The sequence below is a fragment of the Enterobacter sp. R-1.6.2 genome (assembly GCF_035064085.1).
Classification (GTDB): Bacteria; Pseudomonadota; Gammaproteobacteria; order Enterobacterales; family Enterobacteriaceae; genus Enterobacter; species Enterobacter asburiae_B.
Genome location: NZ_JASEYI010000003.1, coordinates 326,589 through 352,866 on the forward strand (window position 1 = coordinate 326,589; position 26,278 = coordinate 352,866).

At 53.6% G+C, this 26,278-nt stretch carries 35 protein-coding genes; 20 read left to right on the plus strand and 15 right to left on the minus strand.

All coding sequences use genetic code 11. The features are described 5' to 3' along the window. Nucleotides 1-37: 37 nt before the first annotated feature. From apbE to mgtE, 5 genes are all read left to right on the plus strand, one after another. The gene (gene apbE / locus QMN93_RS05275) at nucleotides 38-1,093 is read left to right on the plus strand and encodes an FAD:protein FMN transferase ApbE (protein WP_033146056.1); all 1,056 of its coding nucleotides are present in this window, start codon (nucleotides 38-40) and stop codon (nucleotides 1,091-1,093) included. A gap of 72 nt (nucleotides 1,094-1,165) precedes the next feature. Next, a complete protein-coding gene (ada, locus tag QMN93_RS05280; protein WP_087823045.1) occupies nucleotides 1,166-2,224 on the plus strand; it encodes a bifunctional DNA-binding transcriptional regulator/O6-methylguanine-DNA methyltransferase Ada in 1,059 nt (352 codons plus the stop codon). Then, a complete protein-coding gene (alkB, locus tag QMN93_RS05285) occupies nucleotides 2,224-2,880 on the plus strand; it encodes a DNA oxidative demethylase AlkB (protein WP_182383821.1) in 657 nt (218 codons plus the stop codon). Before ada ends, alkB begins: the two co-directional genes overlap by 1 nt. 69 nt (nucleotides 2,881-2,949) lie before the next feature. Beyond that, nucleotides 2,950-4,593: a multidrug ABC transporter permease/ATP-binding protein gene (locus QMN93_RS05290; protein ID WP_182383820.1), complete on the plus strand. Its 1,644-nt coding sequence runs from the start codon at nucleotides 2,950-2,952 to the stop codon at nucleotides 4,591-4,593. Nucleotides 4,594-4,741: 148 nt separating this feature from the next. Beyond that, entirely contained in the window at nucleotides 4,742-6,178 is a 1,437-nt protein-coding gene (mgtE, locus tag QMN93_RS05295) for a magnesium transporter (protein ID WP_069303099.1), read from the plus strand. On the opposite strand, the gene QMN93_RS05300 is transcribed toward mgtE, so the two are convergent. Further along, on the minus strand, nucleotides 6,141-7,430 hold the full coding sequence (locus QMN93_RS05300; protein ID WP_182383819.1) for a SulP family inorganic anion transporter: 1,290 nt from the start codon (nucleotides 7,428-7,430) through the stop codon (nucleotides 6,141-6,143). The two genes, mgtE and QMN93_RS05300, sit on opposite strands and share 38 nt — an antisense overlap. 187 nt (nucleotides 7,431-7,617) lie before the next feature. Between QMN93_RS05300 and mqo the strand changes: the two genes are divergently transcribed. Continuing rightward, complete coding sequence (gene mqo / locus QMN93_RS05305; protein ID WP_032646585.1) at nucleotides 7,618-9,267, plus strand: malate dehydrogenase (quinone); 1,650 nt, start codon at nucleotides 7,618-7,620, stop codon at nucleotides 9,265-9,267. Between the two features lie 135 nt (nucleotides 9,268-9,402). Here mqo and eco read toward each other — a convergent pair whose 3' ends face one another. Next, complete coding sequence (gene eco, locus QMN93_RS05310; RefSeq protein WP_033146052.1) at nucleotides 9,403-9,906, minus strand: serine protease inhibitor ecotin; 504 nt, start codon at nucleotides 9,904-9,906, stop codon at nucleotides 9,403-9,405. A 209-nt stretch (nucleotides 9,907-10,115) separates the two neighbouring features. Here eco and QMN93_RS05315 point away from each other — a divergent pair, with 209 nt between their 5' ends. Together QMN93_RS05315 and QMN93_RS05320 are read left to right on the plus strand one after the other, a co-directional pair. Next, on the plus strand, nucleotides 10,116-10,376 hold the full coding sequence (locus QMN93_RS05315; RefSeq protein WP_008500962.1) for a DUF2534 family protein: 261 nt from the start codon (nucleotides 10,116-10,118) through the stop codon (nucleotides 10,374-10,376). 138 nt (nucleotides 10,377-10,514) lie between these two features. Beyond that, the gene (locus tag QMN93_RS05320; RefSeq protein ID WP_182383818.1) at nucleotides 10,515-11,702 is read left to right on the plus strand and encodes an MFS transporter; all 1,188 of its coding nucleotides are present in this window, start codon (nucleotides 10,515-10,517) and stop codon (nucleotides 11,700-11,702) included. A gap of 218 nt (nucleotides 11,703-11,920) precedes the next feature. Here the strand turns inward: QMN93_RS05320 and QMN93_RS05325 are convergent, their stop codons facing one another. The 13 genes from QMN93_RS05325 to QMN93_RS05385 all read right to left on the minus strand — a co-directional run bounded on the left by QMN93_RS05325 (nucleotide 11,921) and on the right by QMN93_RS05385 (nucleotide 19,362). Beyond that, the gene (locus QMN93_RS05325) at nucleotides 11,921-13,108 is read right to left on the minus strand and encodes a phage integrase Arm DNA-binding domain-containing protein (protein WP_167818416.1); all 1,188 of its coding nucleotides are present in this window, start codon (nucleotides 13,106-13,108) and stop codon (nucleotides 11,921-11,923) included. 2 nt (nucleotides 13,109-13,110) lie between these two features. Further along, nucleotides 13,111-13,320 carry a hypothetical protein gene (locus QMN93_RS05330; RefSeq protein WP_001515618.1) on the minus strand — a complete coding sequence of 70 codons (210 nt, stop codon included), beginning with the start codon at nucleotides 13,318-13,320 and terminating at the stop codon, nucleotides 13,111-13,113. 44 nt (nucleotides 13,321-13,364) lie between these two features. After that, entirely contained in the window at nucleotides 13,365-13,937 is a 573-nt protein-coding gene (locus QMN93_RS05335) for a 3'-5' exonuclease (protein ID WP_016240149.1), read from the minus strand. A 2-nt stretch (nucleotides 13,938-13,939) separates the two neighbouring features. Beyond that, nucleotides 13,940-14,116, minus strand: coding sequence for a hypothetical protein (locus QMN93_RS05340; RefSeq protein WP_193139762.1), 177 nt, complete (start codon nucleotides 14,114-14,116; stop codon nucleotides 13,940-13,942). After that, nucleotides 14,116-14,355, minus strand: a complete 240-nt coding sequence (locus tag QMN93_RS05345) for a hypothetical protein (RefSeq protein ID WP_063157278.1) — start codon at nucleotides 14,353-14,355, stop codon at nucleotides 14,116-14,118. The genes QMN93_RS05340 and QMN93_RS05345 overlap by 1 nt, the downstream gene beginning before the upstream one ends. Beyond that, entirely contained in the window at nucleotides 14,352-14,744 is a 393-nt protein-coding gene (locus QMN93_RS05350; protein ID WP_193139760.1) for a hypothetical protein, read from the minus strand. Before QMN93_RS05350 ends, QMN93_RS05345 begins: the two co-directional genes overlap by 4 nt. Further along, the gene (locus QMN93_RS05355; RefSeq protein ID WP_226852651.1) at nucleotides 14,744-15,196 is read right to left on the minus strand and encodes a hypothetical protein; all 453 of its coding nucleotides are present in this window, start codon (nucleotides 15,194-15,196) and stop codon (nucleotides 14,744-14,746) included. Before QMN93_RS05355 ends, QMN93_RS05350 begins: the two co-directional genes overlap by 1 nt. Beyond that, complete coding sequence (locus tag QMN93_RS05360) at nucleotides 15,193-15,492, minus strand: hypothetical protein (protein WP_226852658.1); 300 nt, start codon at nucleotides 15,490-15,492, stop codon at nucleotides 15,193-15,195. Before QMN93_RS05360 ends, QMN93_RS05355 begins: the two co-directional genes overlap by 4 nt. Next, the gene (locus QMN93_RS05365; protein ID WP_016247400.1) at nucleotides 15,489-15,686 is read right to left on the minus strand and encodes a hypothetical protein; all 198 of its coding nucleotides are present in this window, start codon (nucleotides 15,684-15,686) and stop codon (nucleotides 15,489-15,491) included. Before QMN93_RS05365 ends, QMN93_RS05360 begins: the two co-directional genes overlap by 4 nt. Next, on the minus strand, nucleotides 15,674-16,213 hold the full coding sequence (locus QMN93_RS05370; protein WP_061091835.1) for a hypothetical protein: 540 nt from the start codon (nucleotides 16,211-16,213) through the stop codon (nucleotides 15,674-15,676). The genes QMN93_RS05365 and QMN93_RS05370 overlap by 13 nt, the downstream gene beginning before the upstream one ends. Nucleotides 16,214-16,348: 135 nt before the next feature. Beyond that, on the minus strand, nucleotides 16,349-17,179 hold the full coding sequence (locus QMN93_RS05375; protein ID WP_193139756.1) for a YfdQ family protein: 831 nt from the start codon (nucleotides 17,177-17,179) through the stop codon (nucleotides 16,349-16,351). A gap of 53 nt (nucleotides 17,180-17,232) precedes the next feature. Next, nucleotides 17,233-17,604, minus strand: coding sequence for a hypothetical protein (locus QMN93_RS05380; protein ID WP_016247397.1), 372 nt, complete (start codon nucleotides 17,602-17,604; stop codon nucleotides 17,233-17,235). Nucleotides 17,605-18,666: 1,062 nt separating this feature from the next. Continuing rightward, nucleotides 18,667-19,362, minus strand: a complete 696-nt coding sequence (locus QMN93_RS05385; RefSeq protein ID WP_119312194.1) for a helix-turn-helix transcriptional regulator — start codon at nucleotides 19,360-19,362, stop codon at nucleotides 18,667-18,669. Between the two features lie 97 nt (nucleotides 19,363-19,459). Here QMN93_RS05385 and QMN93_RS05390 point away from each other — a divergent pair, with 97 nt between their 5' ends. The 12 genes from QMN93_RS05390 (at nucleotide 19,460) to QMN93_RS05445 (ending at nucleotide 26,208) form a co-directional block, all read left to right on the plus strand. Continuing rightward, nucleotides 19,460-19,717 (plus strand): helix-turn-helix transcriptional regulator, encoded by a 258-nt coding sequence (locus tag QMN93_RS05390; RefSeq protein ID WP_032675104.1) that lies wholly within the window; start codon nucleotides 19,460-19,462, stop codon nucleotides 19,715-19,717. Nucleotides 19,718-19,739: 22 nt separating this feature from the next. Further along, nucleotides 19,740-20,210 (plus strand): YmfL family putative regulatory protein, encoded by a 471-nt coding sequence (locus QMN93_RS05395; RefSeq protein ID WP_049015358.1) that lies wholly within the window; start codon nucleotides 19,740-19,742, stop codon nucleotides 20,208-20,210. 240 nt (nucleotides 20,211-20,450) lie between these two features. Beyond that, the gene (locus QMN93_RS05400) at nucleotides 20,451-20,663 is read left to right on the plus strand and encodes a DUF4222 domain-containing protein (RefSeq protein WP_075202225.1); all 213 of its coding nucleotides are present in this window, start codon (nucleotides 20,451-20,453) and stop codon (nucleotides 20,661-20,663) included. After that, nucleotides 20,620-21,561, plus strand: a complete 942-nt coding sequence (locus QMN93_RS05405; RefSeq protein ID WP_049015364.1) for a conserved phage C-terminal domain-containing protein — start codon at nucleotides 20,620-20,622, stop codon at nucleotides 21,559-21,561. Before QMN93_RS05400 ends, QMN93_RS05405 begins: the two co-directional genes overlap by 44 nt. Next, nucleotides 21,558-22,052 (plus strand): hypothetical protein, encoded by a 495-nt coding sequence (locus QMN93_RS05410; RefSeq protein ID WP_323619168.1) that lies wholly within the window; start codon nucleotides 21,558-21,560, stop codon nucleotides 22,050-22,052. The genes QMN93_RS05405 and QMN93_RS05410 overlap by 4 nt, the downstream gene beginning before the upstream one ends. After that, entirely contained in the window at nucleotides 22,052-22,711 is a 660-nt protein-coding gene (locus tag QMN93_RS05415) for an MT-A70 family methyltransferase (RefSeq protein ID WP_323619167.1), read from the plus strand. Before QMN93_RS05410 ends, QMN93_RS05415 begins: the two co-directional genes overlap by 1 nt. Further along, nucleotides 22,708-22,935, plus strand: coding sequence for a hypothetical protein (locus QMN93_RS05420; protein WP_049015371.1), 228 nt, complete (start codon nucleotides 22,708-22,710; stop codon nucleotides 22,933-22,935). The genes QMN93_RS05415 and QMN93_RS05420 overlap by 4 nt, the downstream gene beginning before the upstream one ends. Continuing rightward, the gene (locus QMN93_RS05425; protein WP_086527745.1) at nucleotides 22,932-23,252 is read left to right on the plus strand and encodes a LexA family transcriptional regulator; all 321 of its coding nucleotides are present in this window, start codon (nucleotides 22,932-22,934) and stop codon (nucleotides 23,250-23,252) included. Before QMN93_RS05420 ends, QMN93_RS05425 begins: the two co-directional genes overlap by 4 nt. Next, nucleotides 23,249-23,638: a RusA family crossover junction endodeoxyribonuclease gene (locus tag QMN93_RS05430; protein WP_023293909.1), complete on the plus strand. Its 390-nt coding sequence runs from the start codon at nucleotides 23,249-23,251 to the stop codon at nucleotides 23,636-23,638. Before QMN93_RS05425 ends, QMN93_RS05430 begins: the two co-directional genes overlap by 4 nt. Before the next feature lie 24 nt (nucleotides 23,639-23,662). After that, nucleotides 23,663-24,379: a phage antirepressor KilAC domain-containing protein gene (locus QMN93_RS05435; RefSeq protein ID WP_338417353.1), complete on the plus strand. Its 717-nt coding sequence runs from the start codon at nucleotides 23,663-23,665 to the stop codon at nucleotides 24,377-24,379. Further along, nucleotides 24,376-25,365: a DUF968 domain-containing protein gene (locus QMN93_RS05440; protein ID WP_049015378.1), complete on the plus strand. Its 990-nt coding sequence runs from the start codon at nucleotides 24,376-24,378 to the stop codon at nucleotides 25,363-25,365. The genes QMN93_RS05435 and QMN93_RS05440 overlap by 4 nt, the downstream gene beginning before the upstream one ends. A 12-nt stretch (nucleotides 25,366-25,377) precedes the next feature. Next, nucleotides 25,378-26,208, plus strand: coding sequence for an antitermination protein (locus tag QMN93_RS05445; RefSeq protein ID WP_049015381.1), 831 nt, complete (start codon nucleotides 25,378-25,380; stop codon nucleotides 26,206-26,208). Nucleotides 26,209-26,278: the final 70 nt, after the last annotated feature.

Below are 26,278 nucleotides of genomic sequence, written 5' to 3' on the forward strand. Positions count from 1 at the left end.
GTGTACTCTTGCCGCCCTGGCATGAGGATAATAATGAATGGACATGACTTTTTTACGCGCCAGCTTTCTGGCTATGCTTTTTTTCCTGACCGCGTGTAACGATCCCACTCCCGTGGCGAAAACCGACGCACCCGCCGCGACGGTGCTCGAAGGCAAAACGATGGGCACCTTCTGGCGCGTCAGCGTGATGAACCTCGATAAAACGCGCACAGATGAACTTCGCGGCAAAATCCAGTCTCAGCTGGATGCCGACGATCAGCTGCTCTCAACCTATAAAAATGACTCGGCGCTGATGCGCTTTAATCTCTCCACCAGTACCTCCCTGTGGCCGGTGAGCGAAGCGATGGCCGATATCGTGACCGAATCCATACGCGTGGGTTACAAAACCAACGGGGCGATGGATGTGACCGTCGGACCTCTGGTGAACCTCTGGGGATTTGGCCCTAACAAACAGCCGATGACAACGCCTGAACAGGCGGCCATTGATGACGCCCGCGCCCGGACAGGGCTGCAGCATCTGACGGTGATCAATCAGTACGGGCAACAGTACCTGCAAAAAGATATCCCCGATCTGTTTGTCGATCTGTCGACGGTTGGGGAAGGGTATGCGGCGGATCATCTTGCTGCGCTGATGGCCCAGGAAGGCATTTCCCGCTATCTGGTCTCCGTGGGCGGCGCGTTAGTCAGCCGGGGGATGAACGCCAGCGATAAGCCGTGGCGCGTAGCGATTCAAAAACCGACCGATCGGCAAAATGCCGTGCAGGCGATAGTGGATATCAACGGTCACGGCATCAGTACTTCCGGAAGCTACCGTAACTATTACGAGCTTGACGGGAAGCGTATTTCGCATGTTATCGATCCGCAGACCGGCCGTCCCATCACGCATAATCTGGTCTCGGTGACGGTCATTGCCCCCACCGCGCTGGAAGCGGATGCCTGGGATACCGGATTAATGGTTCTCGGCCCGGAAAAAGCCAAAGAGGTGGTTCGCCAGGAAGGACTGGCGGTTTATATGATCACCAAAGAGGGCGACGGGTTCAAAACCTGGAGCTCGCCGCAGTTCAAGAGTTTCCTGGTGCACGACAAAAATTAAAAAGCAAGGTTGCGGGTTTTTTATCACTGGCGCTCAGGCACGCTCTATGTATGCTTACATGAGGAGCCGATAATGAGAAACCCGACCTTTATTACCGATGAGGATCGCTGGCAGGCCGTGCTGGCCCGCGATCCGCGCGCTGACGAGCGGTTTGTCTTCGCCGTGCAGACGACGGGAATTTTCTGCCGTCCGTCATGCCGTGCCCGCCACGCGCTGCGTAAAAACGTCCGCTTTTATCCCGATGCCCACCACGCCGTACAGGCAGGGTTTCGCCCGTGCAAGCGCTGCATGCCGGACAAACGCGATCCGCAGGAGCAGAAGCTGGCAAAAGTGGAACACGCCTGCCGTCTTCTGGAGCAGGATCCCACGCTAACCCTGGAGGGGCTGGCGCAGCAGGTCGCCATGAGTCCTTTCCATTTCCACCGTCTGTTTAAGTCCGTGACCGGCATGACGCCAAAAGCCTGGCAGCAGGCGGCGCGAGGCCAGCGACTGCGCACCGCGCTTGCACAGGGAGACAAAATTACCGACGCCGTGCTGGCAGCGGGGTTTCCCGACAGCAGCAGCTATTATCGTAAAGCCAACGATGCGCTGGGCATGACGGCGAAGCAGTACCGCAAAGGGGATGTGGCGGTGCGTTATGCCATCAGCGACTGTTCGTTAGGACGCTGTCTGGTGGCAGAAAGCGAGCGGGGGATCTGCGCGATCCTGCTGGGTGACAGCGATGAAGAATTAGCCGAAGAGCTTGCCGCGCAATTTCCAAAAGCAGCACATGCGCCGCTGGAAGAGGATTTCGCGCAGCGGGTCCAGCAGGTGATTGCCAGTATTGATAACCGCGACGTACCGCTTGCGCTGCCGCTGGATATTCGCGGAACCGCTTTCCAGCAGCGCGTCTGGCAGGCCCTTCGCAACATTCCCTGCGGCGAAACGGCAAGTTACCAGCAGGTGGCGCAGGCGATTGGCCAGCCCAGTGCGGTACGCGCCGTTGCCGGAGCCTGTGCGGCAAACACGCTGGCGATTGTGATCCCCTGTCATCGCGTGGTTCGTAACGACGGCGCGCTGTCGGGTTACCGTTGGGGGACGGCGCGAAAAGCGCTATTACTGAAACGCGAGGCGAAACGCCAGGAGGGATAATGCTCGATCTTTTTGCGGATGCTGAACCCTGGCAGGAGCCGCTTGCGCCGGGGGCTGTGATCCTGCGCCGCTTTGCGCTCTCCCGTGCGGCGGCGCTGCTGGCCGGTATCGACGAGGTGACGGCGGTTTCGCCGTTTCGCCATATGGTGACGCCGGGCGGCTACATCATGTCGGTAGCCATGGCCAACTGCGGGGAACTGGGCTGGGCGACGAACGAGCGGGGCTATCTGTATGCCCCTAACGATCCCGCTACCGGCCAGCCGTGGCCCCCGATGCCCGCGGTTTTTCAGGCTCTCTGCCACGAGGCCGCCGTAGCAGCGCAGTATCCTGACTTCCGGCCGGATGCCTGCCTGATCAACCGCTACGCCGTTGGCGCGAAGCTCTCGCTGCATCAGGACAAGGATGAACCCGATCTGCGCGCGCCTATCGTTTCGGTATCGTTAGGTTTGCCTGCCGTCTTCCAGTTTGGGGGATTACGCCGCAACGACCCGCTCAAGCGCATCATGCTGGAACATGGCGATGTGGTGGTGTGGGGCAGGGAGTCGCGGCTGTATTATCACGGCATTCAGCCGCTGAAGCCCGGGGTTCACCCGCTCACGGGCGAGTACCGTTATAACCTGACCTTTCGTCAGGCGGGGTACAGTAAACTAAAATAAGAATTATTCTTGATGTACACGCAGGGCAGTTTACACTGCTGGCTGATTTTTATTGTCCGGATTGCCTGCATGCAACTACTTCTCCTCGTCTGGCGTCAGTATCGCTGGCCCTTCATTGCAGTAATGGCGTTAAGCCTCGCCAGCGCCGCGCTGGGTATTGGCCTGATCGCGTTTATTAACGTGCGGTTGATTGAAATGGTCGATACCTCGCTCTCCGTTCTGCCGGAGTTTCTCGGCCTGCTGCTCCTGTTGATGGCGGTTACGCTCGGTTCCCAGCTGGCGCTGACCGCGCTCGGGCACCATTTCGTTTTCCGTTTGCGCAGTGAGTTTATCAAGCGGATCCTCGATACTCAGGTTGAGCGCGTTGAGCAGCTCGGCAGCGCATCCCTGCTGGCGGGGCTGACCAGCGACGTGCGCGCCATCACCATCGCGTTCGTTCGGCTGCCGGAGCTGGTGCAGGGGATCGTTCTGACCTTTGGATCGGCTGCCTATCTCGCCTGGCTCTCCAGCAAAATGCTGGCGGTGACCGCCCTGTGGATTGCCATTACCATCTGGGGCGGCTTTATGCTGGTGTCGCGCGTCTATAAACACATGGCGGTGCTGCGCGAAACCGAAGATAAACTTTATAACGATTACCAGACGGTGCTGGAAGGGCGCAAAGAGCTCACCCTGAACCGCGAGCGCGCCGAGCATATTTTTAATCATCTCTATATCCCGGACGCGCGCGAATACCGTCATCATATTATTCGCGCCGACACCTTCCACCTGAGCGCCGTGAACTGGTCAAACATTATGATGCTGGGTGCCATTGGCCTGGTATTCTGGATGGCGAACGGCCTGGGCTGGGCGGACACCAACGTAGCGGCAACCTACTCGCTGACGCTGCTGTTTTTACGCACGCCGCTGCTCTCGGCGGTCGGTGCGTTGCCCACCCTGCTGAGTGCGCAGGTGGCCTTTAATAAGCTCAAAAAATTCGATCTCGCGCCGTTTAAAGCCGAATTCCCGCGCCCGCAGACCTTCCCGAACTGGCAGACGCTGGAGCTGCGTAACGTCACGTTTCGCTATCAGGACAGCGCCTTCTCCGTGGGGCCGGTCAACCTGACGCTCCGCCGCGGTGAACTGCTGTTCCTCATCGGCGGCAACGGCAGCGGTAAATCTACGCTGGCGATGCTGCTGACCGGACTCTATCAGCCGCAGTCGGGCGAGATTTTGCTGGACGGCAGGGCGCTGAGCGCGGAGAAGCCCGAGGATTACCGCAAGCTTTTCTCGGCGGTGTTCACCGACGTCTGGCTGTTTGACCAACTGCTGGGGCCGGAAGGGCAACCGGCCAATCCTGCGCTGGTGGAAAAATGGCTGGCGCAGCTGCAGATGTCGCACAAGCTGGAGTTACAGGACGGGAAGATCCTCAACCTGAAGCTGTCCAAAGGGCAGAAAAAGCGCGTGGCGCTGCTGCTGGCGCTGGCGGAAGAGCGTGACATCATCCTGCTGGACGAGTGGGCGGCCGATCAGGACCCGCATTTCCGCCGCGAGTTTTATCAGGTGCTGCTGCCGCTGATGCAGGAGATGGGCAAAACCATTTTCGCCATCAGCCACGACGATCACTACTTCATTCATGCTGACCGCCTGCTGGAGATGCGTGACGGCAAGCTGAGCGAGCTGACCGGTGAAGAGCGCGATGCGGCCTCGCGTGACGCGGTAGCGCGCACGGCCTGATGCCCTTACCCTGGCCCTCTCCCACTGGGAGAGGGGATAAATCGTGGCCGCGATGCCGCTTTTTTCTCCATCCCGCCGCGTTGTTTATTCTTATTTACATATCCCCGCGCTATGCTTAACCCCAACTCATTTAATGGATTTATGATTGATGTCGGTATTAAAGAAAAACAGCGCCAGACAGCGTGACCAGGAGCGCGCGCGACTCATCTGGCTTCTCACGACCGATAAAGCGGTCACTTCTACGCTTTTAGGCAAACTCACCCTGGCTGAGCAATATGATGTCGGCACCCTGGCCGACGATATTGCTGAGGTAGGTGCGCTGGTTGCTCATTTACCCCCGCCGGATCTGGCGGATACCCTTGAAGCGCTTCCCTCGGAAGAACGTCACGCCCTGTGGCGTCTGGTGCAGGATCACGAGCGCGGGCAGGTGCTGCTTGAGGCCTCCGAAAACGTCTGGGACGACCTGATCGACGAGATGAGCGACCGGGATATTCTCGACGCTCTGCAAACCCTGGATATCGACGAGCAGATTTACCTCGTTCAGCATCTGCCGCGAAACCTGACCGGTCGCCTGCTGGCGTCGCTGCCTGCGGAGGAGCGGGCGCGCGTGCGTCAGGTGATGCACTACGAGAAAAACAGCGTCGGCGCGATCATGGAGTTCGGCGTTATCACGGTGCGCCCGGACGTGACGCTCGGTACCGTGCAGCGCTACCTGCGTCGCCTGGGTAAAATGCCGGACAACACCGATAAACTGTTTGTCACCTCCCGGGATAAAACCCTGCTTGGCGAGCTGGAGCTGAAAACCATCCTGCTCAACAGCACCCAGCGGAAGGTGAGCGAGGTGATGGAAAACGAGCCGATGGTCTTCTCCCCGGAAGACGACGCGGAGAAAGCGGCGCGTACCTTCGAGCGTGACGACCTGGTGAGTGCCGCCGTCGTGGATTCCGTCGGCAAACTGATGGGGCGTCTGACCATCGATGAGATCGTTGATGTGGTCTACGAAGAAACCGACAACGACCTGCGCGCGCTCGGCGGGATCAGCGCCGAAGATGACGTCCATGCCTCCGTCGGCAAGGCGGTGAAAACGCGCTGGGCGTGGCTGGCCATTAACCTGTGTACCGCGTTTATCGCCTCCCGCGTGATCGACGGGTTTGAACACACCATTTCGCAGCTGGTGGCGCTGGCCTCGCTGATGCCGATTGTGGCCGGAATTGGCGGCAACACCGGAAACCAGACCATCACCATGATCGTCCGCGCGCTGGCGCTGGAAAATATTCAGCCCGGTAACTTCGCCTTTCTGATCTTCAGGGAGATGGGCGTGGCGCTGATCAACGGCCTGGTGTGGGGCGGGATTATGGGCGGCATCACCTGGTGGCTGTACGACGATATGGCCCTGGGTGGGGTGATGATGCTGGCGATGGTGCTGAACCTGCTGGTGGCATCAATGATGGGGGTCATTATCCCGCTGACGATGACCAAACTGGGGCGCGACCCCGCGGTGGGGTCGAGCGTGATGATCACCGCCATCACCGATACCGGCGGTTTCTTTATTTTTCTTGGGCTGGCGACGATTTTTCTGCTTTAAGTCGACGCTTAATGCGGGCGGGGAGGAGTGCCATGACGATAATCCCGCCCAGCACGCCAATCGCCAGATTGCCGGTTGATACCGTGGCGGCAACGGTGACCAGCATGACGACCGTTTCTGCTATCGGGGCCGTTTTCACCGTGGCTGGCTGAAGGCTGTGCCAGCTGAAGGTTTTGACGGCGACAATCGCCATAATACCCGCCAGCACCGCCATCGGGATGTTGTCCATCACATCGCTGAGCGCCGTCACCAGGATCAGCAGCACAATGCCCGCCGCAAAGGTTGAAATGCGGCTTCGACCTTTCCCCATCTCCACGTTGACGATGGTTTGTCCGATCATCGCGCAGCCTGCAATCCCGCCATAAAATCCGGCCAGAATATTGCCGACGCCTAGTCCAATGCTTTCGCGGCGTTTACCTGACGGTGTCGAGGTCAGCTCATCCACCAGCTTTGCCGTCAGCAGGGATTCCAGCAGGCCGACAAACGCGATGCTCAGCGCGCACGGCCAGATAATGCTCAGCGTCTGCACATTGAGCGGGACCAGCAGCTCGGTAAGACCCGGCAAACCTCCGCTCATGGAGCCTTCATCGCCCACGGTCGGCAGGGTTTGACCGGTTGAAACGGTGAACAAGGTAAGCACAACAATCGCAATCAGCGGGGAAGGGATGCTTTTGATATAGCGCGGCACCCACAGCACGATCAGCAGCGTCAGGACGAACAGGCCCACAATCAGCGGGCTTCGGCTCCAGAAATGCGGCACCTGAGCGAAGAAGATCAAAATGCCCAGGGCGTTAACAAATCCGGTCATGACCGACTGAGGTATAAAGCGCATCAGCCTTGCCATGCCCAGCACGCCAAACAGAATCTGAATCACGCCCGCCATCAGCACGGCGGGAAGTATGTACTGTACGCCGTGCTGATGCACCATCGGGCCAATGACCAGCGCCACGGAACCGGCCGCTGCCGTGACCATCGCCGGACGGCCCCCGAGTACAGACAGGGCAAGACACAGCACCACGGAGGCGATCAGGCTGACCTTCGGGTCAACGCCCGCCACCACCGAAAATGAGATAACCTCGGGGATCAGCGCCAGGGCGGTAATCACGCCTGCCAGCGTTTCACGCGTCAGCCGCTTTGGGGAACGCAACACGTTGGCTACGCGGTCTTCGGGGGATACAGCAGAATGGGGTAGGGACATAACAGTTCGCTGGTTAGGGCAGGCTTCCGTGCGCGCGATCACAAAACGCAACATATTAGCCAGTAAAACCGCGCTTTACCAGACGCATCGATAATTCCTCACAAACAATCCATCATTAAATTTCACAATTACAATAATTTCGTAACCTTTAAACAATATTTAAAAGTTGTTACCGTGCCCCCGCAGCTTTTTTCACCTGCAATTTCCACGCATCAAGCACTTTTACACTAAGGCATAAATTATGAAAAAAATGACTGCCATGCTCTTTTCTCTGGCCGTGGGGCTTAACACCGTCTCCATGGCGGCGAAAGCTGACGCACCAAAAGAGCAGGAAACGGACGTCCTTTTAATTGGTGGCGGTATCATGAGCGCCACGCTGGGAACCTATCTGCAAGAACTGCAGCCGGACTGGTCTATGACCATGGTCGAGCGCCTTGATGGCGTGGCGCAGGAGAGTTCGAACGGATGGAATAACGCCGGTACCGGACATTCGGCACTCATGGAACTGAACTATACGCCGCAGAAAAAGGACGGTTCCATTAGTATCGAGAAGGCGGTAGAGATCAACGAAGCATTCCAGGTTTCTCGCCAGTTCTGGTCTCATCAGGTCAACAGCGGCGTGATGCACGACCCGCACTCCTTCATCAACACCGTGCCGCACATGAGCTTTGTGTGGGGTGAGCAGAACGTTAACTTCCTGCGCGCGCGCTACGCCGCTCTGCAGCAGAGCACGCTGTTCCGCGGGATGAAATACTCTGAAGACCACGCGCAGATTAAAGAGTGGGCTCCGCTGGTCATGGAAGGTCGTGACCCGAACCAGAAAGTGGCGGCAACTCGTACCGAAATTGGTACCGACGTTAACTACGGCGAAATTACCCGTCAGCTGGTGACGTCTCTGAAGAAAAAAGAGAACTTCAACCTGCAGCTCAGCACCGAAGTGCGCGGTTTCAAGCGCAACGCGGATAACAGCTGGAGCGTGACCGTCGCCGATCTGAAAAACAACGAAGCCGAGCACGTCATCAAGGCGAAGTTTGTCTTTATCGGTGCGGGCGGCGCGGCGCTGAAGCTGCTGCAGGAGTCCGGTATTCCGGAAGCGGACGACTACGCGGGCTTCCCGGTGGGCGGCCAGTTCCTGGTGTCCGATAACCCGGAAGTGGTGAATCGTCATCTGGCAAAAGTGTACGGCCAGGCTTCCGTTGGCGCACCGCCGATGTCTGTTCCGCATATCGACACCCGTATGCTTGACGGCAAACGCGTGGTGCTGTTTGGGCCGTTCGCGACCTTCTCCACCAAGTTCCTGAAAAATGGCTCCCTGTGGGATCTGCTCAGCGCCACGACCACCTCTAACGTCAAGCCGATGATGGACGTGGGTCTGGATAACTTCGACCTGGTGAAATACCTGATTAGCCAGGTGATGCTCTCTGACGACGACCGTTTCGAGGCGCTGAAAGAGTACTATCCGCAGGCGAAAAAAGAAGACTGGCGTCTGTGGCAGGCGGGTCAGCGCGTACAGATCATCAAGCGCGATCCGAAAGAGGGTGGCGTGCTGCGTCTGGGTACCGAAGTGGTAAGCGATAAGGATGGCACCATCGCCGCGCTGCTGGGTGCGTCGCCGGGCGCGTCTACCGCTGCGCCAATCATGCTGCACCTGATGGAAAAAGTGTTTAAAGATAAAGTCGCCAGCCCGGAATGGCAGGCGAAGCTGAAAACCATTATTCCATCCTACGGCACGAAGCTGAACGGCAACGTGAGCGCGACGGAGCAGGAGCTGGAATACACCAGCCGCGTACTGCAGCTGCAGTACATCAAGCCACAGGCTGCGGATGCGGCGCCAAAAGCGGAGCTGAAGCCTCAGCCGGAAAACAAACCGGTTGCGGATATCGCGCTGTAAGATAAAAGCAAAACGGTAACATCCGTTACCGTTTTTAGTGTTTTCTCCCTCTCCCAGTGGGAGAGGGGCGGGGTGAGGGCACCAGAGCGCACCCTTTCGGGGTCGGGTAAGGCGAAGCCGCCACCCGACTTAATTTCAACGTACTACGGCTTGTCCGATGTTCTCATCAGCCTTCCAGATGCGATACTTCACTTCCACGTTTTCAGGCGTATAGACCACGATCGGCAGCTTGCTGTTGTAGCGCAACAGACTGTTGTCGCCCAGATACGCCGTTACAAATTTCTTCTCTTTCTTGCCGTCCGGGCAGGCCATCATGGTAGAGACCGGAGAGGTCACTTTGTCAAAGACGTAATAGTCGTAACCCCAGCCTTCCAGGGTTTTGCTTTCCAGCTGACCGCCCAGGCGGTGCTGGTTGCAGTCCACTTCGAGCGTCTTGCCAATTAATAGTTCCACTTTAAAGTTCGCTTCATCCTGCTGAACCGGCAGCTGAATCACCTGACGCTTCATCCCTTTGTCCGCCTGCGGGTACGGAGCCACTTTTTCCAGCGGCTGCTGTTTTGGGGTTTCGCTGGCGAAAGCGCTGCTGCTGACGCACGCGGCGGCGATGAGGGCGATGGCAAATTTAGGTGCGTTTTTCATTGTCATTCCTTTATGTCAAAACGATCTTGCGCAGGTTAACATAACAATGATGAATGATTGGTGTTATTTACTTACATTTTCACTATAGGTAGCGTTATGCGCTTTTAATTTACCTGTTTAGTGGTTGTTTATGCTGGTGTGGAGTCGGGTGCCAGTTCGTGTTATTTTAGACCCTATATATTGTTATTCATCTGTAAAAGGGAAGAGAGATGGTTCGTGCAAAACTGAAAACGCCTGAAGGCCGCAAGTTCCTCCTGGCGCTGCTGGTCGTATTTATGATTGCAGCCGCGTGCGTAGGGCGGGCAACCATTGTTGGCGTTATCGAACAGTACAATATTCCCCTCTCAGCCTGGACAACCAGCATGTATGTCCTGCAGTCGGCGATGATCTTCGTCTACAGCCTGGTGTTCACCGTTCTGCTGGCCATCCCGCTGGGCATTTTCTTCCTGGGCGGACGTGAGAAGCATTAGGCGTCGACCTGCGATAACTAAGCCATCCTGCCGGATGGCTTTTTTTATGGTCTCATCCCACTCTCCTCAGGTTTTTTTAATCCGCGATATCCTATCCTGTAAGCATTCAGGCAACTGTTTTTAAAGCAGGAGCAGTAGATGCGTTCCAGATTTCCAGTGCTCAGCCAGATCCCCAAAGGCGTCTGGGTTGTGGGAGGCGTCAGTATGTTGATGGATATCTCGTCAGAGAGTATTCACAGCCTGCTGCCACTTTTTATGATGACCACCCTCGGTACGAGCGTGCTGTTTATCGGCCTGATTGAAGGGCTGGCGGAGGCCACTGCGCTTTTTATTAAGGTCTTTTCGGGGGCGATAAGCGACTACCTGGGTCAACGTAAGGGGCTGGCCCTGCTAGGGTATGGCCTGGGGGCGCTAAGCAAACCTCTTTTCGCATTAGCCTCCTCTTCCGGGATGGTTTTAGGCGCACGTCTGATAGATCGTACGGGGAAGGGGATACGGGGCGCACCGCGGGATGCACTGGTTGCAGACGTCACGCCGCCGGAAATGCGTGGTGCGGCATATGGTCTGCGTCAGTCAATGGATACCACAGGCGCATTTCTTGGCCCATTACTGGCCGTAAGCTTAATGCTATTGCTGGACAACGACTTTCGCACTGTTTTCTGGATAGCCCTTATCCCCGGTCTGCTTTCAGTTGCCTTGCTCTATTTTGGCCTTCAGGAGCCGAAAACTCCCCTCGAACATAAACGTACTAATCCCATTAAACGAGAGAATTTAAGGCGGCTGGGTAAAGCGTGCTGGTGGGTGATTGGCCTTGGTGCAGTGTTCACGCTTGCCCGGTTTAGCGAGGCTTTTCTCGTCCTTCGTGCGCAGCAGTCGGGCGTTCCTCTGGCCCTTATTCCGCTGGTGATGGTGGTCATGAACGTACTCTATTCCCTTTCCGCATACCCTTTTGGCAAACTTTCTGATGGCATGAGCCACACCCGGCTTCTGCAGTGGGGGCTAATGGTGCTGATTGGTGCAGATGTTGTTCTGGCGCTGAGCAGCCACTGGATGGGGGGCATTTTAGGCGTCGCGCTTTGGGGAATACATATGGGTATGACCCAGGGACTACTGGCGGCAATGATCGCTAAAACCGCACCGCCCGATCTGCGCGGCACGGCTTTCGGTATTTTTAGTCTGGTCAGCGGCGTGGGATTATTAATCGCCAGCGTGGGAGCCGGCGCGATATGGGAAACGTTTGGCGCGGAATATACGTTTTATGCCGGAGCGGTGATTTGTCTGACTACGCTTGTGTATCTGCGCAAAACGCCGGACGAGGCGAAATAAAAAAAACAGCCATCAGGCTGGTTTTCAATATGTTTTTGGTCGGCACGAGAGGATTTGAACCTCCGACCCCCGACACCCCATGTCACTGCGTTAAAGCCGCTGCAACCCTTGTAAATACTGGTGCTACGGCATGTTTGACTGTATATGCAAACAGTGCATTTTTTGCAAAATCCGCACTATATACATCAATGAGTTACGGGTAGGTTTTTCCCCATACATCACCCGGCTTTAAAGACAATTTCAGCATGAGGAACTTCTACCCATTCAACATGGTTCTGGGTATAAATTTTTGTCGATTTTGCATCACTATGGGCCATCCTTGCCTGCGGATCGATACCTTGTCTTTCGAAAATATGAGCCGCCAGCGCTCTAATCTCGTGGAAAGTTGGCCTTTCTTTGATAGGTAATTCTGCCGCTACACCTATCCGGTCCCGCAGCTCTGAAAATGCCCTGCTCAAATAATCAGGGGCCACCTGTGTTGGGTGGTTAACTTCCTTGCTTATAGGATTGCTTCTCTTTTCCAGAAGCCGGTGAACAACATAAGGACTGGCCACATTGTCTCTGCTGTTGTCGATGATCTCTTTCAGGGCCATGCCGATCGGAATAGCTACGTGTGAGGCCTCTTTGTGCTGCACTTTTTGCCGATGAATGTAAAGCGTTCCGAATATGCCAGCCTCTTCCTGATCGAACCATACACAGCCGCAAACCCCTTCTTTAGGTTCCTTGATCGAGTACCGGATCCGGGAAACTTCCAGGCGCGCTTGCGTAGTTTGTATTGCAAGGTCCATTGCAGTCTTCAGCCAAGGTTCAGCAGCTGCATGTATGGCCAGGAACTGCTCCAAAGTAAGTCGCCGGCGGACCTTTTTATCGACACGCCGCATTTTTTTCCGTGTTGCAGGGTTATCCATCATTAGCGATTCATCAACAGCATAAGAGAATAGCTTTTTCAGGAAGCTAACTTTTCGGTTCTGAACATTGGCCGACGATTCAGAATGATAATTTCGTATGTAGGCATTTACGTGCTCAAGCTCAATGTCGCATGCGGGTATGTTATTAAAAAATTCTTTAACCCTGATGGCATCATTATTCCAATCGTCAAGTGTGCTTTTAGACGGCTGCTCATCTTTGATCGCTCTCTCCATAATGCGATCAACATGTTCAGAAAACGGGTGGGCTTCACCATTCAGCCCTCCCGATTCCCGAATTAATGAATCTATCGATGGTGTATTTTCAGGGCGCATCCTCAGGTTATATTCTCGGGCGATGGCGATAGCCATTACTCGATCCGAACCGAGAGTTTTCTTTTTCCCAGTTATAAGCGTGAACTTATACACGCCACGATCTTTATCAAAAAAAAGATAATCAGGAAGATGGCGGTATTCTTTTTTTCGTGGCCTTGCTGCCATGGTCAACCCTCAATTATTAACTGACGTACCGCCTGATTAACAATTGAGTCAACTCCCCACTTTTCGGTTTCATAGACAAAAACTGAACCATCTACAATCCTTCCCATGAGTAATCCGTTTTCGACCCAACGTTTAATTGTACGGTTGTCAGGAATGGAGTCTTTGGTAAATTCGCGCTTACTCCAGAGACTCGCTTTCATTAGCTTTGCCATGGTTTCCTTCTCCATAAAGCCCGGCTGCACCCGGGCTGAGTGGTTTACTCGTTGGTGCTGGTGGCAGGGATAATTTTCTGCCAAATTGCTGACACATATTTTGCCTGATGGCGCGCATCAGCCAGGGCGTTGTGAACATCGCCAATGAAAGGCATGTCACGCTTCGGATCGAAACCAACACTGCGACCGAGGGTAACAATCGTGCGTACATCATGATCGTTCCAAAATTCCCACGGGCAAATGCGTCCGGCGCGTTCGTAAGCTCCGCGCAGAATCACATTGTCAAAGGTGGCCCCGTTACCCCAGACCTTCATGTATTTGAGATTATATGCATGCCGGTGAATGAAATGGCTAAGTTCCGACAGTGCATCAGTGATAGGCATCGCATCATCAACGCAAATAGCTGAGCGCGCTTCAGGGCTTTGTTTTAGCCACCAAAGAATTGTATCTCCATCCGGTACCGCGCCTTGAGCCATTGCGCTTTCAAGCGAGACGGCCGTGTAAAATTCTTGGCCAAGTTCACCTGTTTGGGGGTTAAAAAAGACGGCACCAATTGAGACGATCGGCGCGTTTGGCTTTTTCCCCATTGATTCGAGGTCAATCATTAAATCGTTCATCGTTAGCTCTCAAATTTCCATGAATGGTTTATTACTTCAGTGGCATCGCCACGGTAGGGGTTATCTAATTTTTGTCCACCACACTGCCCGTACTCGACGTCTACCCAATCTGATATGTCGCTATCGGTAGCGTGATCCGGAACATCAATTTCGATGGTTATGATGATTGTCTTAGGCATCAGGCATCATCCTCTTTATGGAAATTTACCCATTCAGTGTCCTCAGGTATTCCAGGGGATAGTAAAGGGTTTGTTGCAGCCAGCATTTCACCGGCTGCACCACTCCGCTGGATTCGGCGAAGCACTTCATAAATCTCGAACATCTCTATTCGTTCATCGCCTATGTCCAGCTCACAGGCCAGCTTATGGCATTCACCGGCCAGCACCGCTACCTTCTGGAGGAATTCTGATTTAGTCACAGCTTCATCTCCTGCTGTGGTGCTGCTGAGAGCATCGCTGCCCAGCATAACTTGGCCCGATGCGCTGCTTGTTCGCAGCCACTCATTTTCTGATACGCCTCCCACACTTCAGATTTACTGAAGAATTCGTCTGGCTCCGACTCGAAGCCTTCGATAACCATCTTCTCCGTCGGCTCAACCGGCACCATCACCCAACCATCCGGAATCACCAGAGAGTTGCCATCGGCACCCTGAAGCATGGCGGCGCGGCAGGCTACCCACGCTTCCCATCTTGCTTGTGTTGCCTCATCGGCGTATGCAATACCGTATTTGTGCAGGTTAAATCCATGTTCTGACTCACGCTCAGAAGCTTCGAATCGAAGGCGTAATGTATCTAAATCAGTTAGCATCACTTTTCTCCTTTGGCTGCTCGGTCTATGCGTTCAATTTCAGCCAGAATAAGTGCACCTGCTTTCACAAGGTCACGACGAGCCCCAGATTGCTTCCACCATTCAGGATCCCACGGCCAATGCGCAGGCGTTGAGAAGCCTTGATTGTGTGCGTTAATCGCATAGCAAGCTGCCGCATCTGCCAGCTCACTATTTTGATAGGCGTCGTCATGCTCAGAAGTCCATCCCTCGATGGACATTTGTCTTTGGCGTTCAGATGCCACATCCAGAATTGCAGGATTGAATGCCACAGCCTCCGCTTCGAGCGATGCCAGCGCGATACGCGCCAGCTCCAGTTCAATTGACCATGTGCGCTCTTTGAGGGGCTCTAACTCTCCAGCCAGCATCATCTCTGCAAACTCAATACGCGCGTGCGCAGAAGCGATAAGCTGTTCTTTGGTGAAGGTGATCATGATGCCTCTCCTTTGCCGGCTGCGGCGGCCGACTCTTCGTATGCGCGTTTGGATGCATTCAGAATGGCCGCCAGCGGCGTATGAGCCCCACCGCCAGTGATTGTGTTGTGAATGCCAGCCATTGCCTCACGAAGGTTGCGGTGGCTCGCCTCCAACTCAGCAATCCGCTTCTCAGCGTTTGACAGCTGGAGGAGAAGTTCTTCAACTAACGTCACACGCATCACTACCTTCTGGCAGTCGTTGCGTTTAGCTCTGGCGATTGTGCCGCGGAGAGTCGCGTATTTGTTGGTGGTCATTGGACGGACTCCTGACGAAGATGGTTAATTTCGGCGTCAAGGCTCATTCGCTGGTCCATCGATTCCGTCAAGGCGGCAAATGTAACGTCCAGGCGAGTGGCTACCTCACGCATCAGAGAGGCTTCTGCTGGTGGCAGTTTCCCCGCCGCAGCATGGGCTGCGGCTACCAGTTCTTTTATCTTCATGCGAGGCATGCGCGTGATTCCGTAAGCTCATTGAAACGGTTAATGAACAAGCCATATGCCTGGCCTGGGCGAAGAGGAACGATCTGGATAATGTCGCTGGCCGGAATACCTTCGAGGCAAGGCCAGAGTGAACCGTCGTCGATATCCAGATCGCGGCGTTCAGTGGCAAGCATCACCAGATCGGCATATTTCACTACCGCTGACATATCAGAGGTTATGCTGAATTTGGTGCGGATCAGGTCATCAACCATCGTTTCGATGCGTTGATAATCCGGCAGAAGAGCTTTGAGAGGAGCAGGGATGTCCTGGCAATACGCTTCGGCCGCGTCATGCATCAGGGCTTCAAAGGCAAACTCTGGCGGCACAATTTGGCTGCACAGCACCGAGTGCTGGGCCACGCTGTAAAATTCCGGCAGATGACCAGTGAAGCGGCAGATGTGGGAAAGTGCGGTCGCGATATCCTCGATCTCCACATCGTCAGCGGTTGAATTGAGGTAATCGAATTTCTTTCCTGAAAGTGTCTGGATATAACTCATCGTCTTTTCTTCTCCATATTTGGCAGCTGCACCTGCGCCAGATTTTGGTTGTACGAATCCCTCGCCATTGGCGATTAATAAAGGGAATTACGCTTCAATAAATCCCCGCAGCGCCGGGGATTTAATGCAGAGAAATTACGCTTTAAAGTTACCGATAAAGGTTTCAACCGGCTTGTCGGTGAACTTCTCGATCAGCAGGTCACGGAACTCGTTGGCGATAGCTTCTTCCTGGGCTTCCAGTTGAACGATGCGGAGTACAAACACCGGTTCCCCGCTTTTAAGCAGGCTGTTACGCAGGCTAAAGCGGCGTTCGCCCAGTCCTTCATATGGCACGCATTTGAACTCAAAGGCCACCGGCATGACGTCTTTACTGCTGGCTTCAACGCTCTGCATCAGGGACTTTTTGCCGCCAAAGTCTTCGTCTTCATGAGCTGATTCTGAGACTTGTTTAATGTTGACGCGGCGAACAGCCCCAGCTGCTTGTGAGATGGGCAGCACCTTCCCTTCGGCATCAAATGCGGTGAGGTAGTCGGCCCAGTCTTCCAGCCACTCAGCGATTTCTTTCTGGCCCAGTCGATCGCCATTTACCTGAAGTAGGGCTCGGAATGGCGCTGTCTTTTTGAGGGTGATAGATGCGACGTTATCAGCATGGCCAGGGTTAGCCAGCGTACCGATATTGAACACTGAGCGTGCGGTCATGTTGTCAGCATCGATAAAGCATCGTGCTGGTTCGTCGGCTTTGGCGTAGCCTGCGGCGTAACGCACAAAATCAGGAATACTGGTTGTGGTCATGGCGCCACGGAAGCGAAAACGCTCCAGTCCGAAACGCTCGAGGCTTTCTACGTTAACCCCTTGAGGAAGCAGGGCAGTCGGGCATGCCGTAACTTTTGCTGCTTCCAGGTGGTAACCGGAAAGAACCAGGTCTTTCACCTGCTGCAGGGCATTGCCGTCTAAAATCTGGGACATAAAATTTCCTTAATATGTGGTCAAAGGGATATCAGTGATTTGTCTGCTGCGGATCACTGTGCCGCTTTAAGCTTTCCGTCAACGCCGCCGTTGATCCCGAACAGCTGCCCCTGATCTTCCTGCAGGATGGTCAGCTTGCCGCCTTTGTTAACCCACATTGGTGTTTCGGTGGTGTCTTCTTCGGAGGCTTTACCGCGCGGGGTTGGGGTGACGTAGTTCAGCTTGTGCTTGATCTTGACGCGCTTCTCTTCGACGGAGTTACCCATACGCTCAATATCAAAGGTGAGGACTACTTTGCCTTTGGTACCGTTGTTCAGAACGCCAAGCGCGGTAGTGTTTAAAGCTGCCGCGATCTTGTTCATGAACACGCCGGCATCCAGTTCGCCCAGGAAATCGGGCACTACGGTCATGCGGTCATTACTCATGGTTTAACCCTCAGTGAGGCGGCTGCCACCGCCAGTGGAACTTCTCCATACACAACAGAAAAGGGCACCTGCGTATCACTGACGGCTGCAACCACCATTTCTGCGCCCGGGTGGATTGGGGAATGAGCCCGTCGCCCGGTGATGCCCTTGTCTCTTGTGTAAAAAAGGTGCCCATCGATGTGATGGGCAAAGACTACACACAGCAATGAATTTGTTGTGGCGGTGGTGCCTCCACCTGCCGGACCGGCCAGAACCGGCGACGCTACACCTTAAGAAACGTATTCATTTCAAAGTTGAAATAAACTTATTGGCCTCGTCACGTGCGCAGAGCCGCATTACCACAACTGGAAGCGCACTCCGCCAGGTAACAAACCGATCCCCATCAGTGAAAAGAGGAATGCGCTTTCATGTTGTGTTGCGATTCACCAGCCCCGGTCCGGCGGCGCCACCTCGCTGGGGCTGATGTAAAGGGCAGTTACGCTGCCTGACGGCTTATTGGTCTGTGAGGTATTTCAAGTCCTGCATCGCGGGGTTTGCTCTCCGCCCCAGGTTCTCCCCGCTATTCTTTAGCGCGCAACCTGAGAAAACCGCCTTCAAGTCTTTCGGCTTTCGCCATGTTCAATAGTGCTGTGACGCCAGGTGCTTATCTTCTGGTTGCCTCAAAGGGCTGCAATTCATCACAACTGGAAGCGCACTCCGCCTGTTTACTTACCTGTCATCCACAACCGATAGTTGATGGAATGCGCTTTCATGTTATGTGCCGGGATTCCACCGGCTCCCATCTGTTTTTTAAGCCACTCAGATATCGTCTGGGCTGTCACCTGATCGCCACGCTGGTGAAACGTCTCTGGCTGTCGTACACAACTGGCTTGCACATTCCGGCTGCCCGCTGGATCGGGATACTGCCTAAGGAATCCCCAGACCGCTGCGGCACATGTGCCATATGCCGATGACTAGAAGATAATCATTAATTGCGAGTAACGCAAGTATTAAAATGCATATTACGCAATTTTGTGGGCAAAAAAAAACCTCACGTGAGGTCTTTTTTTCCTGTAAATCTTGCTAGCCGTGCCGTTTAAAGGATTGCGACTGGCTTATTAAAACCTTTCCATAAATGTAGAATCTATGCTCGTTATCTTTTGTGATACTCCATTCCCGATATTTTGGATTGTCAGAGATAACAAGAAGCTGGTCAGGAATCATCTGGAGCCGTTTTACGTATATTTTTCCATCAAAACCAAACACATATATACCATCGCCATCAAATTCATTTATGTTGACGTCAACAAAAATGAGGTCTCCTGGCTCGATGGTTGACGCCATACTGTCACCACGAACGTTAATAACTTTAACGCCAGAAGATGACCTGCCTCCAAACATAGTTAATGCCTGATCATTGCTGTATTCAATAGCATGTATGACATCAATAACATCACTGCTCTGTATGTGTCCTGCTCCGGCGCTTGCGCTCACATCAAGTACCTCGACTCTATAAACATCACCAATCCTACGTGATGATGAATCACTTTCACTGTTTAAATATACAGTAGCCTCATTTTCTGCCGAGGTAAATAGGTCAGGGACTTTTACGCTTAAAGCGTGAGCAAGTCGGTTAAGTGTTTGTTCTGAAAACTGCTTTTGCTTGCCTGTTTCCAGGCGGGAAATGTTGGCAGCATCAACCCCCACAGTTTCAGCAAGCTCTGCGATTTTCATGTTCTTCGCGAGGCGAAGTTGTCTGATGCGAGATCCTATATTCATGCGTCCATTACAAGTGTTTTTTGCGTGTCGTGCAAAGCAACTTGCGCAATTCGCCTGCATGGAATAACATGCGTAATACGCAAATAAAGGAGGCTTTATGCAATCACCGTTAAGAAAATTGCGTAAATCGCACGGTATGACCTTGTTGCATGTTGCAACAGGCGTACAGGTCGACCCGGCAACTTTAAGTCGCATTGAAAGATGTGAACAGGTTCCATCAGTTGAACTGGCAGAACGTTTAGCCAAGTTCTTCAAAGGCGAGATCAGCGAATTACATATTTTATACCCGAGCCGCTACCAGGTTGCTGATGACGCATCGGGTAAAGGCAATCGTAATGCGAAAGCAGCCGTCTGAAAACTACCAAAGGAAAAACAACATGGTAGAGCCAAGCCTGAAAGAAGTAGTCAAAGCGATGTGCAAAGCGTACCCCGGTGGCCGTGAAGCTATGGCCGGTGCTCTTGGCATGTCAGTGACGCAGTTCAACAACAACCTGTACGAGAAGAACGGCTGCCGCTTTTTCGAAGTGAACGAGCTGGAAGCGATGGAGGACATTTCAAACACGTCTCTCCTGGCAGATTACTTTGCACGTCGTCGCGGCGCATTGCTGGTGGACGTACCGCATCTGGAAGACCTGGATCGTGTCGACTTGTTTGATCGCGCAATGCGTACATCAGCAGCACGCGGACGTGTCGATACCGTAATTCAAAAAGCACTGGAAGACGGAGTGATAGAACCTCATGAAGCGGAAGAAATTAACGAATATCACCGCCGTCACCTGGCTGCTCGTGAAGAAGAAATCCGCGCGATTGTCGCGCTGTTTAGCCGTAAGCAAAGCCAAAAAAAGTGACGCCCGCGAGTGTGCAGCTCCGGGCGTCTTGGCGTGTCGTATTCAGTGGAGAAACTAACGCATGAACAGTTTAAACCGATTGAGACCAGCGAAGCAATTCAGATGCCTTCCAGTGGTGGGAAAAGACTCCCCGTTCGGCTATGTGGAGAGATTAAACGACCAGACTGGTGCGAACAACTACCAGCCTGAGAACGCGATGGTAGAGGCTTTTTCTCAGATGAACGAGAAGGGGCGCGAGGAATGGCTGAAGTTAACCGGCGATTCAAAGACCACTACGGCGTCCCGGTCCGTGTCATCAGATGGGAGCCACAGACCCGACGCGTTATATACCTTCGCGAAGGGTACGATCATGAGTGCTTCAGCCCTCTTGAACAATTCCAGCGTAAATTTACAGAGTTAAAGGACTACCATGAGCCTGTTGATGCCATCCCGGCCGATAGTGATAAACCCTGACCTTGCATACAGCATTGGCCTGAACGAGGCCATTGCGTTGCAGCAGGTTAACTACTGGCTTAAAGAAACCACCTCCGGACTGGAGCGTGACGGCGTGCGCTGGATTTACAACACCAACGAGCAGTGGCTGGAGCAGTTCCCGTTCTGGTCTGAGTCTACGCTGAAGCGCACATTCACCCGCCTGAAGAACCTCGGCGTGCTCAAAGTTGAGCAGCTGAACAAGTCTCAGCGCGACATGACGAACTACTACACGATCAACTACGAAAGCGAGCTTTTAGATGATGTCAAAGTGACCAAATCGAAGAGTTCAAAATGCACTCTTCCATCAGGTCAAAATGAACCGATGGAAGAGGTCAAAGTGGAACGCTCCATCGGGTCAAAAAGAACCGCTCTCATCAGGTCAAAATGCACTGATGTTCTTACAGAGAATACAACAGAGAATACTACAGATATTAAAAAACCTATTTGTCCGGTTGCGCCGCAACCAGACGACATCGATCCGGCAATTCGTGTCTTATCCCATTTCAACGAGGTTACTGGATCGTCATACGGGAAGGGCGGGCGCAATAAAACCGTTTTGGGATACATCAGGGGGAGACTGTCAGAAAACTACAGCGCTGAAGACCTGATGCTGGTGGTGGACTATCTCACAGCAAAATGGGCTGATGATCCAAAAATGGATGATTACCTTCGCCCGAGCACTCTCTTTGGTCCAGAAAATTGCGTTGAGTATTTTGACAAGGCTCAGAAATGGCAAAAGCGCGGAAGGCCTGCGTGTGTCAAAGGGCGTTGGCAACTCGGCGGTAGCGCTGACCAAAACTTTAAGGCCAACTTCCAGAACGTTGATTACAGCGTTCCAGCCAACTCAGGTTTCCGTGTTTCCGGAGGTACTCAATGAGCTTTCTGAAAACAATTCAGTTATTCGTAGCCAATAACCCTGGACTGACGAACAAAGAGATCGCTGCAGCACTCCCGGAGTATGCCTTGCACAGTGTTCAGCGTGCGGTATGCCGCCTGGTCATGCTTAACCGCGCTGAGCGCAAAGGTGTGCGTCCTAACTTCCGTTACTACGCAAAGGCACCTGTTGGTCCAATTGGGCCTATTGTCCCGCGCTACCCGGTAGAAAAAGCTGAAGTGATGCCTGAGCCAAAACAGGAAAGCGCACCAAACCCTGCTGTCATTGCGATGATGGACAAGGCTAAAGAGTTATCTGACAAGGGACTTTATCTGCGTGCCGCCACTGTCCTGATGGATGCCTTCAACCGCTCCAAAAGCGAAGAGATGCGGGAAAAGATTATGGAGGAGCGCCAGCGCTGCCTGAACATGGTTCAGCGTGCCAAACCATCTGGTGATGGATGGTGTCTGGCTGGCCGAGCGAGGAACGTCTGATGAAATACTCTCTGATTTACGCTGACCCAGCCTGGGAATATGGCAACACTGTCAGCAATGGCGCTGCCACCAATCACTACGGCACGATGAAGCTTATCGACATGAAGCGCCTTCCAGTGTGGGACCTTGCTGCCGATGATGCTGTTCTGGCTATGTGGTTCACAGGTACACACACCCGCGAGGCAATCGAACTGGCTGAGGCGTGGGGCTTTAAGGTCCGCACTATGAAGGGATTCACCTGGGTTAAGTTCAACCAGCTGGCAGAGCAGCACATCAACAAAGCCCTTCAGGCTGGTCGAGTGGAGGACTTTTACGACTTCCTCGACCTGCTGAACGTACAGACCCGCATGAACGGCGGCAACTACACCCGAGCCAATACCGAAGACATGCTGATCGCCTCCAGGGGGAATGGACTTGAACGGCAGTGCGCCAGCATCAAGCAGGTAATCTACAGCCCACTCGGGGAGCACAGCCAAAAGCCAGCCGAGGCGCGTTTCCGTCTGGAGAAGCTTTACGGGGACGTTCCGCGAATCGAACTGTTCAGCCGCTGTGGTGCGCCTGGCTGGGACCACTGGGGTAATCAGGCCGAGTCAGCTGCAGTCGAGTTGATTCCCGGTGTTGCTGTTCCTGTCACAAATAACCGGGAGCATGCAGCATGATAAAACTATCAACCGAGCAGGAGAACGCGGTTCGTGACGTTGCCCGTCAATGCTCAGATGCCATTAAAAAAGCCCTGAAGAAAAAGCCTAAGCCGAGTTGGAATGTCGTTGTACCTCCGATCCTGAAGGAGTACCACGAGAAGGTTAAACCGATGGGCGTAAGCCTGGTGATGTTCAACAGCGTAATCGGGCGCCTGAACGGGCGTTATGGAGTCGAGTCATGATCGAATTAACGCCGCGCCAAAGTGAAGTATATGAAGCTATCAAGGTTCACATCGAAAGGGTTGGCTTCCCACCAACATTGTCCGAACTTGCTGAACTGATTGGTTGCTCATCGCAGAACGCTGCTGCTGAGCATGTGAAGGCGCTAAAGAAAAAAGGTTACCTATCCATTGCTCCTGGCGCTGCCAGGGGCATTACCGTCGTCAAAACAGAACTGGATGCTGATCCGGTAGCGATCATTAAAGGTCTGTTATCCGGTGGAGACAAGGCAAGAGTTAACGCTGTTGAATGGCTGAAAAAACAGGGAGTGACTGTATGAAACTGGTGCTCCCGTTCCCTCCGAGCGTAAACACCTACTGGCGAGCCCCGAATAAGGGGCCGTTAAAAGGCCGCCATCTTATCAGTGAGAAAGGCAGGGCATATCAGAGTGCGGCATGTGCAGCGATTATTGAGCAGCTGCGTTGCCTTCCAAAACCATCATCGTCACCAGCTGCGGTGGAGATACTTCTCTTTCCACCAGATGCACGCCGCCGCGACATCGACAATTACAACAAGGCTCTCTTTGACGCGCTTACTCACGCTGGCATCTGGGAGGATGACAGTCAGGTGCAGAGAATGCTGGTGGAGTGGGGGCCGAAAGTACCTGGTGGACGAGTAGAGATATCGATCAAGAAACATGAACCTCTGGCGGGTGCAGCCGCCTGATAAGTGGAGAAGAGCATGAATCAGATGAATATCACCGTAATGTGTCCGACTCACCACGCCGCAGCCATGGGGCAGCAAATAACGATGTCCAGCCGTGAGATTGCAAAGTTGGTCGACTCGCGCCACAGCAACGTCTGTGTAACCATCGAGCGCCTCATGAATTCTGGCGTAATTGGGGGGTATGCTGCATTGCAGTACACCCACCCTCAGAACCAGCAGGTTTACCACTACTACGAAGTTAACAAGCGAGACAGCTATGTGATCGTCGCGCAGCTGTGCCCGGAGTTTACCGCCCGTCTGGTTGACCGCTGGCAGGAACTGGAGAGCGGGGCAGGGCTGGTGGTACCGCAAACACTACCTGAAGCACTTCGCCTCGCTGCCGACCTTGCCGAACAGAAGCAACGCCTGAGTGAAGAACTGGCCATAGCAGCGCCTAAGGCTGAATTTGTTGATCGTTATGTCAAAGCCACTGGCTCAATGACGTTCCGGCAGGTTGCCAAGCTCCTTAACGCCAAAGAACCAGAGTTCGCGATGTTCCTCATTGAAAACGGCATCATGTACCGGTTAAACCGTGTGCTTACACCAAAGAGCAAGCACATCGAAGCAGGGCGCTTCGAAGTTAAGACAGGGACTACCAACCAGACTAACTACGCATTCAATCAGTCCCGCTTTACTGCAAAGGGCGTGCGCTGGATTGGCGGCTTGTGGGCTGAACATATTGCTAAGGGGCAAATTGCGTGAGAGCCATACTGACACCTGAAGTCGCGCCATTGTCCGGGGTGGTGCTGTTTCGCCCTGGTAACGAATTGTTGTGGCTGTTTCGTCGTGGCCGGGTGGTGATTGAAACGCCTTCCGAAGCAATCAAGCACCTGCCATCTGGACTGATTCCTGAAGCGCACCAGCCACTGACGGATGATGTCAGTGTGCAGGAACTTTTCCTGAATGAGAGAATTATTCAGCGTGCTGGTGGACTGAGTGGCCTTGATGCCTGGCTGGAACGTAAATTCGAATGTCAGTGGCCGCACAACGAATGGCACTCAAAGGACTTCACTCTGCTACGCCACGCCCCCGGCAGCATTCGCCTGTGCTGGGGATGCGATAACCAACTGCGTGAACAAACCACTGAAAGACTGGCAGGAATTGCCATGCAGAACCTGGTAAAATGGCTGCTCGAAAGAGTAAATATTATGCTGGGTTTCAGCGCTGACCATACCCTGACGCTGCCGGAGTTCTGCTGGTGGATGGTACGTAACGATCTGGCTGACCTTATTCCTGAATCAGTGGCTAACCTGGCACTCAGGATTAAGCCTGAATCGCACAGCTCAGTGATGCGGGAAAGCGACATTGTTCCGTCATTACCGGCGACTGAAATCCTCCAGGAGAAAGTGAAGAAGATAGTCTCGGTGAAGGTCGATCCTGAATCACCCGAATCTTTCATGCTGAGGCCAAAGCGCCGCCGCTGGGAGAACGATAAGTACACCCGCTGGGTGAAGTCGCAGCAGTGCAGTTGCTGCAATAACCCGGCAGACGACCCCCACCACCTGATAGGCCACGGGCAGGGTGGAATGGGTACTAAAGCGCATGACCTGTTTGTGATACCGCTGTGCAGAGCGCATCACGATGAGTTGCACGCTGATCCTGTGGCATTTGAAGCGAAGCACGGCGACCAGTTGGAGCTGTTGTTTCGGTTTTTAGATCGTGCGCTGGAAATCGGCGTACTGGCGTAAGTGGAGACGCTCATGGACCTCGATAACGTTGTTAAATTTTTTGCCCCGAAGGGAATGCATATTTCCGACAGTGTGCGCGCTACTGCCAGCGAACAGCTGACGGTGACTGATGTTATGGCTGCGCTGGGCATGACACAGGCAGACGCCGGAATTGGTCTTGCCATGTATCTGGGCAAGGCAGGTGTAAGCAAGCAGGACAGAGACGCCTCGATTAACTGGCTTGCTGAATACGCCAAACAATCCGCGCCTTTTGCAGTACGCCGTCTCGCCGGAAAGAAATTCCCTCTCTGCATGCTTATCCTCGCTAAGTTCGCCTATAACGACTATGCATCGTCAGCCGCTGATTTATCCGATTGCCCAAAATGCAACGGTAAAGGTCTTATTGAAAAAGTCGGTACGGTCACCAAAAGCCATTACACAATGAGAATTCCTCAGTGGGCAAAAGACCTTGGACAGTCGCCATCTTCTTTCGAAAAGAAGCGGGAGGTGAAGAACGTGGAGCAATCACTCTGCGCAAAATGCAACGGTATCGGGAAAATAAGTAAGCGCTGCCAGTGTGGAGGAACAGGAAAGACACTGGACCGTAAAGCAACGGAGCTGCAAGGCGTACCTGTTTATAAGGAATGCAAGCGCTGTGAAGGGCGCGGTTACAGCAGGCCAAAGTCATCTGTTGCTTACCGGGGAATATTCTCTGAGCTGCCAAGTCTTCCTGATCGCACCTGGCGTTACAGCTGGAAGCCATTCTACGAAATGCTTGTTTCTCGCTGCTTTCAGGAAGAGAGCTATTCAAACACCCAACTGAAAAAAGTAACAAGAAACGATAATTTGACGGATATCGCGTAATTTAACGTCACGTTTCTTGCAATGTTGCCGTTTTTGATGTAATTTGACACTAACGATGGCTTTGTATGTC